This window comes from Streptococcus sp. 10F2, assembly GCF_054331515.2.
The window spans coordinates 1-10,866 of the sequence record NZ_JBTGGE020000052.1 but is presented as its reverse complement, the minus strand read 5'-3'; the positions used below and the strand labels follow the sequence as shown (position 1 = coordinate 10,866).

General features: G+C 29.7%; 10 protein-coding genes. 2 read left to right on the top strand and 8 right to left on the bottom strand.

The window, feature by feature from the left end; translation table 11 throughout:
* Window positions 1-121 precede the first annotated feature (121 nt).
* The 8 genes from ACXM1Q_RS07875 to ACXM1Q_RS07840 form a co-directional block, all read right to left on the bottom strand.
* A complete protein-coding gene (locus tag ACXM1Q_RS07875) occupies window positions 122-856 on the bottom strand; it encodes an ABC transporter permease (RefSeq protein ID WP_458517590.1) in 735 nt (244 codons plus the stop codon).
* 1 nt (window position 857) lies between these two features.
* A complete protein-coding gene (locus tag ACXM1Q_RS07870) occupies window positions 858-1,604 on the bottom strand; it encodes an ABC transporter permease (RefSeq protein WP_458517589.1) in 747 nt (248 codons plus the stop codon).
* Window position 1,605: 1 nt separating this feature from the next.
* Window positions 1,606-2,514, bottom strand: coding sequence for an ABC transporter ATP-binding protein (locus ACXM1Q_RS07865; RefSeq protein WP_458517588.1), 909 nt, complete (start codon window positions 2,512-2,514; stop codon window positions 1,606-1,608).
* 97 nt (window positions 2,515-2,611) lie between these two features.
* Entirely contained in the window at window positions 2,612-4,684 is a 2,073-nt protein-coding gene (locus ACXM1Q_RS07860) for a cysteine peptidase family C39 domain-containing protein (RefSeq protein ID WP_458517587.1), read from the bottom strand.
* Window positions 4,685-4,706: 22 nt separating this feature from the next.
* Window positions 4,707-7,490 carry a type 2 lanthipeptide synthetase LanM family protein gene (locus ACXM1Q_RS07855; RefSeq protein ID WP_458517586.1) on the bottom strand — a complete coding sequence of 928 codons (2,784 nt, stop codon included), beginning with the start codon at window positions 7,488-7,490 and terminating at the stop codon, window positions 4,707-4,709.
* A gap of 18 nt (window positions 7,491-7,508) precedes the next feature.
* Window positions 7,509-7,676, bottom strand: coding sequence for a lacticin 481 family lantibiotic (locus ACXM1Q_RS07850; protein WP_458517585.1), 168 nt, complete (start codon window positions 7,674-7,676; stop codon window positions 7,509-7,511).
* Between the two features lie 380 nt (window positions 7,677-8,056).
* Entirely contained in the window at window positions 8,057-8,212 is a 156-nt protein-coding gene (locus ACXM1Q_RS07845) for a lacticin 481 family lantibiotic (RefSeq protein ID WP_458517584.1), read from the bottom strand.
* A gap of 25 nt (window positions 8,213-8,237) precedes the next feature.
* Window positions 8,238-8,393: a lacticin 481 family lantibiotic gene (locus ACXM1Q_RS07840; RefSeq protein WP_458517583.1), complete on the bottom strand. Its 156-nt coding sequence runs from the start codon at window positions 8,391-8,393 to the stop codon at window positions 8,238-8,240.
* Between the two features lie 289 nt (window positions 8,394-8,682).
* On the opposite strand from ACXM1Q_RS07840, the gene ACXM1Q_RS07835 reads away from it, so the two are divergent.
* The gene (locus ACXM1Q_RS07835; RefSeq protein ID WP_458517582.1) at window positions 8,683-9,393 is read left to right on the top strand and encodes a response regulator transcription factor; all 711 of its coding nucleotides are present in this window, start codon (window positions 8,683-8,685) and stop codon (window positions 9,391-9,393) included.
* A gap of 4 nt (window positions 9,394-9,397) precedes the next feature.
* Complete coding sequence (locus ACXM1Q_RS07830) at window positions 9,398-10,756, top strand: sensor histidine kinase (RefSeq protein WP_458517581.1); 1,359 nt, start codon at window positions 9,398-9,400, stop codon at window positions 10,754-10,756.
* Window positions 10,757-10,866 lie beyond the last annotated feature (110 nt).

Below are 10,866 nucleotides of genomic sequence, written 5' to 3'. Positions count from 1 at the left end.
ACGCTCAAGGCCTTGACACCAAATCCCCTTCTCTTAGCTTTACAACTAGGCTCAACAGGCACCACTCTGCCAAATAAATTGGCCCATTTTTAGAGAAGTTGGTTGACAAATGGTAGAAAATTTAATCCGTTTTTTCCAAAACATCAACAGTTAACTTATAGAACAACAAAGAAAGGGCGAGATTTACAAAAAGAAAAATAATCAAATTAGAAGAATTCAAATCCGTTAATGCTCTGCTTCGAAGTGCAACCATTGGCTGAGAATAGGGAAAGAATTTTGTTAAGTCTTCACTTATAAAAATAAGTACAAAATTCAATACACTTCCAACTATCGCAACTCCAACGCTTTTACTGAAACTTCTTGTTTTCACAGTTATATAGGATTGAACAGTAATTATTGAAATTGACGCTATAAGTGACAGAAAAATCCATTTAAGATACGTCTGCAAACCCAAATCTAAAATTATTCCATCAGCCCTAATTGCTACGATAAAGATAAATAACAATACTAATTGGATTGGAAGAACAATAATGAATCCACACAATAATTTTCCAATGTACATTCTCCACATAGAGACTTGATTTGCTTTCAACATTTCAAGATTCTTTCGTTCGAATTCAGGAGTAATTAGTAGTCCAGCGATAATAGCGAGCATTGGAGAGTAAAGAAAAGTGCTGTTATAAAAAGTCAACTGTCCCCATAAAACCAAGGATTGTGTTCCCTCTATTAAAACCTCCTTATTTGAAAAATAAATTCCTAACCCTATAAAACTAGAAAATATTAGAAAAGTCATTCCAATCAATAGGAGTTGAATTTTTCTAGCTTTTTTCCATTCTGCCTCAAAATAATTTCTCATCCTAATGCCCTTTCTTTCTCAAAATAAGATTGGCTAAACCATATAACAATAAACAATTTAAAGTGAAAATTGCTAATTTCCAAAGTAATTGACCATCAAGAGTGTATACAAATTCTCCACCACTTAGAAATTGATATTTATATGGTGCCAAGCTACCAAAGCCTGTCAAAGGATTAATTAGACTACTAAGACCATAAGATCTAGGATTTAGAATAATACCTAAAAATCCTCCCAGTAAACCTAATGTCAATAATACTCCTTGTTTTTCAATTATCAACGCTAAGAACAAGTAGATACAAATCAAAGAAAAACTTGAAAAGAATTGAGCTAGGAATTGACATAAGATGATAGACAAAGGAATACTAATACCTACTTGTTGTCCAAAAATACAAATAGCAAGAATCTCCAATACTGACATCACACTAAAAAAAGATAGCATAAAAAGTAACTTGTTTACAAATATTGTAGGGAGATTACGACCATTAGCAAATTGCAACTTAAAAGTTTGACCTTCACGCTCATTCCATACAATGCGAGCTGCGAATACACAAACTGCTACTGGAAACATGAGGAGGTTGACATTTTGATTGCTAAATAATATAGCCATTCCCTTTAACTCTGGGTGTGAAGAGAATGATGACATAAACATAACAATATTCCAAAGTGTTGCAACAATAATTAAAATAATTGCTATTGAAAAAGATTTTGTTCGTTTACTTTTTAACCATTCAATATATATACCTCTCATATTATCCCTCCTTTGTTAGTTTTAAAAAAATATCCTCTAGTGTTTCACTATCTCTAATTACTTTAAAAATTCGATAACCATTTTTTATTAGATAACTTACCACATCTGCTAACTTATCATTATCAATGTCGCTAATTTTGACATGACACGTAGATGCATCTAGAACTTCTACTGAACCAAAATCAACTAAGCTTTGAACTATATTATTTTGTGAAAAATCTCCTCCAATCTCCACCCATCTATTCGCTTTAATTGTTTCTATTTCCCCTTCATAAACTAAACGCCCATGGTTTATAATACCGACTCTATCTGCAATATATTCAATCTCTGTAAGAATATGACTAGAAATAAATACTGTCAGTCCTTCATCCTTCGCTAACTTCAAAATTAATTCTCGAATTTCATGAATACCAGCTGGATCAAGACCATTGGTCGGTTCATCAAGTAAAAGAATTTTGGGCTTCTTAATCAATGCAAAAGCAAGTGCGAGCCTTTGTTTCATTCCGAGTGAATAATCTCTCACTACCTTTTTTCGATTTTTTTCATCAGATAATCCCACTAACTCTAGGGTAGGCCAAATATTTTCTTTTTCAAATCCCACCATCTTCTGAAAAACCATTAAATTTTCATAACCTGTAAGATTAGGGTAGTAAGAAGGCTCCTCAATCATTGAACCAATTTGTGCTAGATATTCTTTATCCTCCTTTATATTAACGCCATTTATTATAACATCTCCAGAAGTAGGACTGATCAAAGACAAAATCATTTTCATAGTTGTAGTCTTCCCGGCACCATTAGGTCCAAGAAAGCCGTATATCTCGCCTTTACGTACAGTAATTTTTCCTAAGTCTACTGTGGTAATATCTTTATATACTTTTGATAGTCTACGCAATTCAATCACATTTTTCATTTTTAATCCCTCATTAGCCTTCTTTCATGGCTTTACCTTTCTACCTTATTTCGACCTTCACAAATTAAAGACAATATTAATAGAAACAGTATTTCGTCTAAAGATCAGAACCAATAAAATTCCCATAATTTAAGTTTGTTTTCATAAGATTATTATGACTATCTTTAATCACTTCACCAGACTCTTGATCAATAAATATGACATAATCAACAAATTTCACTATATCTAAGTGGTGACTCACAATCAACATTGTTTTATCCAAATACCTAGAAGACTGCAAAACATTTTCATAGATTTTATTTTTACTGTGTTCATCTAAATTACTAAACGCTTCGTCCCACAAAACAATACCATTATCTTTTATCAATGATTTGGCTATGAGGAGTTTTTGAATTTGTCCACCTGATAGATTTTTTCCCTGCTTCAGTAGTTTAGAATGTATTTTATTAGGTAACTGAGAAATCACTTCATCAGCAGCTGTATCTTTCAATATCTGATAAAGAGGTGATAAATCATTCGATGTCCATTCAAGATTTTCCAACACACTTCCTTTTCTAAGTGTCATGTTTTGTAAAACTACACTAAGATATTTCTCAAATCCTTCTATTCCGTATCTAATAGATCCACTGTAACGAAGCATGCCTGCTAGAAGTAATAATAATGTAGATTTACCGCTCCCTGATTTTCCAACTATGGCAATTTTCTCTCCTCTTTGGACTGATAAATTAATATTCTTATACATTGGCTTATCTGAATAAGAAAAGTTCAAATTTTCAGTCTTTATTAAATAATCATTAGAATCTGAAGCCGGTACTGTAATCGGGCGTGAATCTTTCAACAAGTCGCTTTGCTTCTCGGCATAAATCTCCAATCGAAATATTTCAAAAATTGCTCCTTTTACTTGCTCAATCGCTGCAATCAGTAATGAAATACTTGTTTGATATACAAGCAAATCCGAAAGCGATACATCTACATATGATCTATAATAAATTGATATAACTATAATCGTTGTAAAACTAACGTAGTTAAATATAGTTCCCATTAATTGAGATAGATTTTCAATCCTCAAAATTTGAGAATATTTTGTTGTAACATTGCTATTAAAGGTCATCCAAGAATTGAAAGTTCTCTCTTCTTTTCTCATTATTTTTATATAGTCAATATCGTCAAGGTCAGTCTGCAATTCAGAATTAAAATCAATAAGATGCTGCAAATATGTTTGATTGTACTCACTCTGCTTATAGTAAAGTAATATTGACAATATACTATATACAGCAATTATAGTAACTAGAATTGCTGTTAGTTTTTTAGAAATCATCACTAAATAAACAAAAATTACCAAACCTGATATTAAACTGATAGATGACGGTATAATTTTTAGCGTAACATTATCTCTTAATGTTGATTTTAAATTAATCTTTTCAGAAACTCCTCCGCTTAATTGATTTCGAAAATATAACAAAGGTTTTTTTAAAATACTTGCAAATAGCTCATCGCTATAAAATTTATCAAAATCTTTATTATAATTATTCAATGCTATATTTTTGATAAAATATCCAAATAACTGAAAAAATATCACCAGACTAACTAGCAATAAATTTGCACTGAATTTAAAATCATCTGCTAACATATGTCTTAAAATTATTGAAAACAATAACACACTCGCTTGAATAAACAAAAGAGATAATATAAATAATGCAATAGGTTTAATCTGAATCGTCTTCTTAAAATAGCTCCAAAAAATTGGTCTATGTCTTTCTGGCTTAAAAGCATAACGCTTGTTTATCATGATCATCGTACCAGAATAATGTTCCATAAACTCACTTTTATTATATCTAATTCGGCCAATTGCTGGATCCACAATTAAAACTTGATCAGATTTAATTTTTTCTAAAACTACAAAATGATCACTATTCCAGTGGATTATCATTCTTCTCTTTGTTTCTTTATAAATTCTCAATAAATCATCAAATGAAGTTCGATAAGCATTTATAGTCACTCCAAATTTGTCATTTAAAGTTAATAGATAAGATAAGCTTAGACCATCTGCTGGTAAGGAATCTTTATCATAAACTTCATATAAAGGTACTTTGTGCCCTAAATCATTCAACATCATAGTATAACAAGCTAGAAGACAATCTTCTTCATTGTTTTGTAAAATAATCTTCATTGACTTTCTTCCTCTCTGCTACTCATAAGTTAGGGATAAGAATATCAAGCGATTTATCTTTTTTTAGATATTTTGCTGTAGACAATAGAATTCCTGAAATACCTGTCATTAAACCATAAACGTTATACTTTGTATTAAAACTGCACATCCAACCTTTTTCTAGACCAAAAGAATGTAATTTTTTATATTCTCTATCTAAAATTTCTTTAATTATTTTAGATTGACTATTCTTTATATGATTTGAATAATAGCTAAGAGCTAATAAATTTCCACTAGTACCATGACATAAAGAAAAATTAGTCATATCAAAACCAATCTCAATAATTTGTTTTACTGCATGCTCTACATCTTCCTCCATCTCTATTACATCAGAATCTGATAAAAAATTATACTTATCGTTTAATTGTAGTTGTGCCAACCTTGCAACTAACACCCCTGTGGAACCATGGCACCAATTCGCACTCGTCTTTCCATTTCTTTTGTCAATCCATCCTTTATGTTGTTTTTGCTGATTCTCAAAAAGTCTAGCCTTATTAAATAAATCTAAGGCATCAGAACGATTGCCTTTACTTGCCAAAAACAGTAAAGCTATCTCCACTCCTAAATTACCATGAGCAAGGCTAACATTATTCACCTCTATTTGATCCCAACAAATATAATCCGAGTTTTTAAAGGCTAATTTTTTAAGTTTTACAAATGATTGAGATAGATTTTCTATATTTGTATCTGTATTCCTGAATGCAACTATTTCATTCGGAAAACTTGATAAAAAGTCAGCTTGAGGTGCCTCTATATTTAAATAATACTGCTCTCTGATTTTAGATATATCATCTGGAATTCTATGATCAGTTATCAAGCATATTCTAGAAATAGCAGAAAGAATACCTAATTTTCCAACATAGTATGATTTGTTTTCTATTTTAGTATATAAATTTAGCAAAGTTGTTAATATTCGACTCAAACAACACTTAATTTTCTCTCGTCTCGATGAATTAACAAATTCATAAGCTTCAGATAAAGCAATAGCTATACCAGCCAACCCCTCATACACCGAATTATCCATTGGTACTAATTCAAAAGCATCGTAGTCAGTAACTTTCAATGTTAGCCAATTTGTACTATTATCTTTCAATGAGTATATTTCGTTATCTAAGATGATATCTACTAACTCATTAATTCCTTTATTCAAAATACTGTCATCAACATTAGCACATTCATATTTTCTATACTCTTCCTGAAGTTCTGGACTATACAAAGCTTGAGTAGTTCTTATTGAAAATTCTATCAAATCAATCTGTTCCTCAATTAATTCATTACTAAGCTGTTCTAATTTTTTTAGAGCCATATTCAATGCTGAAATTTTTAATCTCCAAATTATTGTCTCTCCATTCCTAATATCACAGCTTTTAATACTAGTATTAAAATATGGAATATCCATATTCAATAGTTGATTTCTTTCTGATTGGATTAATGTATCACAATCATATTCACATAGCTTATTAGACATCTTTTCAAAAAGCACTTTCGACTTATCACAGTATACTGGTGAAATTAGTAACTGTCGAATCAAACTATAATCTTTGGTATTCCTAAATAAAATTCTAGTCTCTATATCACTGTTATTTAAATAAAGTTTTTTAAGGAAACGTTTTTCCTTTAGAAAAAATGTCCCTATTTCTCGGAATCCATTTTTAATACATTCAATATATTTTACTGCATCAAGATAATGCTTCTCGCCTTCTTGATTAAGGAAATAAGGTAAGTGCTCCTGATTTTCGAACTGGTATTTTTTCTTTTCAATATGGATATCATCACGATTATGATTAACTACAACTTTAATTTCTCCGGTGAATGTTCCCCCAAGAACTCCACTTGTATCTCCACCAAATACTATATCTGAATCAGCAATCGGAAGAAGACCTGTGGAGAGGACAGAGTTTCTAGTTTTCTCAATAATATTAAATGTTGCACAATTATTAGCCAATGTATCAAAGGGTGATATCGAAAAAATTGTTTCAACGTCGACCAAAACAGGTGTAATATTTGAAGATATCAAGTTTTCAAAATGTAAATCCGAAATATTTAGGATATACGAATATCCTAATAAATAACCGACTCTACGATAATATTCCTCAGCTTCATTTTTCGAATTAATTGGCTTACTTATTATGAATTTTTCCCAAAAATAATTTCCCTTATTCAAAAAATTAGGGATAAAATGAATGTCTTTAGCTAGATACTCACTAACTCTAGAATCTAATAGATCTATAAAAATGTTTGGTTTAGGTGATTTTTTCTTAAATACAACCTTTTGTCCCTGGTAAGATACTACACAAACTCCGTTACCATTGTGAATATCTCCTGTAACCTTAAGTTTAATTTCATTTAAATTTGGAACTAAAGTGATGCTATCAATATATCTATGTTTTACTAATTCTGAAAAATCTGAAATGAATTTACTTTTTACAAATTCAATTAAACTTAAATATTTCTGAATACTCACTATAACACGATGATTTATTTCCGGAAAACGTTTCTCAATTTCATCTAATATTATTCCATTTCGACATAAAACATTATTAAAAAATTCATAACGAAGCTCTGGTGTAGAACCTACTAACTTTCCTTCAATTCGCATTTCATTTATTAAATAAATTAGTGTCGAACGATAAAAATCTGAAATCTTTCTCTCAATATATTCAATAATATCCCTATCATCATCCAATAATAACTTTGGAAAAAATTTTTTTATAAATACTTTTGGAAAAGTATTAAATTGACTGTATAAAATTACTCTTTCCTCCATACTATTCACCTCCTTATTTTAACAACATGTAAATATTGCTTGTAAACTATTCCAACGACATTCAGCTGAAATTGTATTAAAACCATGACCTGCTCCTCCTAAAAGAATATCCAATTCCTCAAAATTTACTTCCTCTAGTGCAGCAACTGCTTCAATATTTATTTCTTTGTTTGACTCTATATTCATGATTTTCTCCTTATTTTCTTTTTGATTATTGCGTTTCTTTATATATTGATTTTAGTATTACTACTTAAAGATAAGTTTAAGAAATGGTAAATTTAAAATAAATTTATACTTTTCAGAAGCAGCTTAGCTACTATCAAATGGAGATTGACTTTTCAATAGACCTCACAGAAACCCGCATAAGTTTAAATAATTTCGTTATTCCTTCATCTACCTTTTATTTATACAGTAGCTACATTTGGAAATTGCTCGTTGTTTCAAAAATAATTCGTAACCGACCATCATATCTAAAAAGACAGACCAAAATAATTTTAGGTCTGTCTGTGTGTTTTAAGAGGAATTCCTCTATTACGTAACATCAAAGATATCTAAAATAAGCAAATTTATGAGCAACAAGTGAATAGGAACTGCCATGAATTCATATGACATTCATGAGAGATAGTTCTTAAAACTCCGTCTTTTCCAGCTCCAATGATCTGATCCAACTCTTCAAGACTTACTTCTTGAATTATATTCATTAATTCAGTATTTTTTTGCATAAATGTTACCTCTCTTCTAGATTTTTTACGAACAACATGTAAACAAAAACTGCCATGAATTCATATGACATTCATGAGAGATAGTTCTCAATACTCCGTCTTTTCCAGCTCCAATAATCTGATCTAACTCTTCAAGACTTACTTCTTGAATTGTATTCATTAATCCATAGTAATCTTTCATAACTCTTTTCACTTTCTATCTTTTACCGACATATAGACATCTTTGTTGTTACAAGTTCATAATATATGAGTATCCTAAAGTCTACATAAAGAGAACTTAAAGTTAACTTTAAGATTTTTGAAGAAAAATAATTAATATAAGATTAATATCTAATCCATTAAAAATAGTTCCAGTCAAAGACTTTATAATTTTTAAAATGTATTTTTTGTAGACGTCATTATATATTAGTGGAAAAATTCTAAAAAGATTCATTTATGATATAATATATGTGAAATTTGGAGGTGAAATTTTGGTTTTTGAGACACAATTATTGAATAAACATATACTAATAGTAGATGATGATATCGCATTAAGCAAATCAATCAAAGAAGTTCTTATAAGTCGTGGATTTAAAAACATTAGTTTTGCTTATAGTATTAGCGAAGGTATTGATATTATTTCAGTATCTCAAATTGATTTAATTATTCTGGACGTAATGTTACCAGATGGAGAGGGGTACTTGCTTTCTAAATATGTAAGAAAAATTTCAGATGTTCCAATTCTATTCCTAACTGCTAAAAATAATCCTGATGATGAAATTAAAGGACTTGACTCGGGGGGAGATGACTATGTTACAAAACCTTTTTTACCTAAATCTTTAACATATCGTATAATCGCATTATTAAGAAGAGCATACAGAGATGAATCTGAACTTATTGAATTGACCGACTGCACAATCGACTTAAATAATGCGAGTGTTAAAAAAAATGATCTTAATTTTTCGCTAACGCCCACTGAGATTCAAATTCTTCGGAAACTATTTGCCAATAAAAATTATATTGTTTCTACCGAGACAATTTGCGATACTATTTGGGGAGTGGATAGCTTTGGATTTGAAAAGTCCTTAATGGTTCATATACGCAATATTCGAGAAAAAATAGAAATTTCACCTTCTAAACCGAATCATCTAATTACCGTTAAAGGACTTGGATATAAACTTGTCATTTTAAATAAGAAGTGATCAAATGAATATTTTCAAAAAAAATATATTAAAATTTATTTTGTCGTTCATTTTTATCATAATAGTTGATATAGTGCTTCTTTTCCTAGCAGGAAACTATATACGTAGTCAACAATCTGCCTACAACATTATAGAAACAGTATCATCTGAAATCACCTTTTCCGGCGGTAATTATATTGTCAGTCAAAAAGCAATGAACTTAATCAATAAAAATAACTTATGGATTATGGTTATTGATAAAAATAGTGGTAAAGAAAAATTTAATATTGATAAACCTAAAGATATAACTAATCAGTTTAATTTTGCAGATGTTATTCGCTTCTCAAGATTTTATTTAAAAGACTATCCTGTATTTACTCAAATTAAAGAAAACGACCAAGATATATATATTATCGCTTTCCCAAAGGATAGTATTATTCGCTACAGTAATAATTATTTTGATTTGAAAAGGATTCAAATTATTCCCATTATTATCGTATCGATTATTTTTATCAATATTTTGTTCTGCCTGTCCCTCTATATATATAGTATAACTTTCCTAGATAGAAATATTAAACCTATTATTTCCGCAATCAGCAAATTGCCAAGCGGGGTAAATATGCAAGTTAAATCTGTAGAAGAATTAGATAAATTAACTTTCGCTATAAATTCTGCTAATCAAAAGCTTCGTGAGAATGAGGAATTTAAAGAGGATTGGATTTCAGGAATAGCACACGACATAAAAACTCCACTTTCAGTTATTGTCTCCAATATATCTTTAGCCATTGAAAAAGCTGACGATGATGCTCAACTAAAGTACCTAAAACCTACATTAGTTGAAAGCCATTATATTCAAAACCTTATAAATGATTTAAATATTTTTGCAAGATTAACAAATGGAAATCTGATATTAAAACAAGAGATTGTATACATCATTCCATTCTTTAAAGATATTGTTATTCAAATAATAAACCAAGAGATTTGGCACGATTTCAATTTTGAATTTACTTCTGATCAAAGTTTATATAACAAAAAAATGTATGTCGAAAAATCTCTCATTTCAAGAATAATCCATAATTTAATTTACAATTCTGTTCTCCATAATCTTTCTGGATGTGACATTCAAATTATCCTCAAATCTCTGCCAAATAATAAATTTTCAATCACTGTACTAGATAATGGAATAGGAGCTTCTTCAGATAGACTTAAAAATATTAATAAAATTGAAGAATTTCATTTTGATATTTCTGGAGTCCGTAGGAGTGGCATAGGATTGAAAATTACTAAACAAATTGTTGATTTGCATAATGGTGATATGTCCATATCTAGTCAACAAGGGGAATACTTTCAAACTACTATTACTTTAGATGTTATAGTCATTTAGTTTTTAAATAGTATGTTATTGCATCAGTTATAGAGTCCATTTTACGAAGTAATTCTGTAACTGATTTTTTTAAAATAGCCCAGCTTTTTTCAATAGGATTTAATTCTGGA

Bases quoted from the DNA above. Each gene is read 5' to 3' on its own strand.
- ACXM1Q_RS07875 (WP_458517590.1), bottom strand. From the start codon at position 856: ATGAGAAATTATTTTGAGGCAGAATGGAAAAAAGCTAGAAAAATTCAA.
- ACXM1Q_RS07870 (WP_458517589.1), bottom strand. From the start codon at position 1,604: ATGAGAGGTATATATATTGAATGGTTAAAAAGTAAACGAACAAAATCT.
- ACXM1Q_RS07865 (WP_458517588.1), bottom strand. From the start codon at position 2,514: ATGAAAAATGTGATTGAATTGCGTAGACTATCAAAAGTATATAAAGAT.
- ACXM1Q_RS07860 (WP_458517587.1), bottom strand. From the start codon at position 4,684: ATGAAGATTATTTTACAAAACAATGAAGAAGATTGTCTTCTAGCTTGT.
- ACXM1Q_RS07855 (WP_458517586.1), bottom strand. From the start codon at position 7,490: ATGGAGGAAAGAGTAATTTTATACAGTCAATTTAATACTTTTCCAAAA.
- ACXM1Q_RS07850 (WP_458517585.1), bottom strand. From the start codon at position 7,676: ATGAATATAGAGTCAAACAAAGAAATAAATATTGAAGCAGTTGCTGCA.
- ACXM1Q_RS07845 (WP_458517584.1), bottom strand. From the start codon at position 8,212: ATGCAAAAAAATACTGAATTAATGAATATAATTCAAGAAGTAAGTCTT.
- ACXM1Q_RS07840 (WP_458517583.1), bottom strand. From the start codon at position 8,393: ATGAAAGATTACTATGGATTAATGAATACAATTCAAGAAGTAAGTCTT.
- ACXM1Q_RS07830 (WP_458517581.1), top strand. From the start codon at position 9,398: ATGAATATTTTCAAAAAAAATATATTAAAATTTATTTTGTCGTTCATT.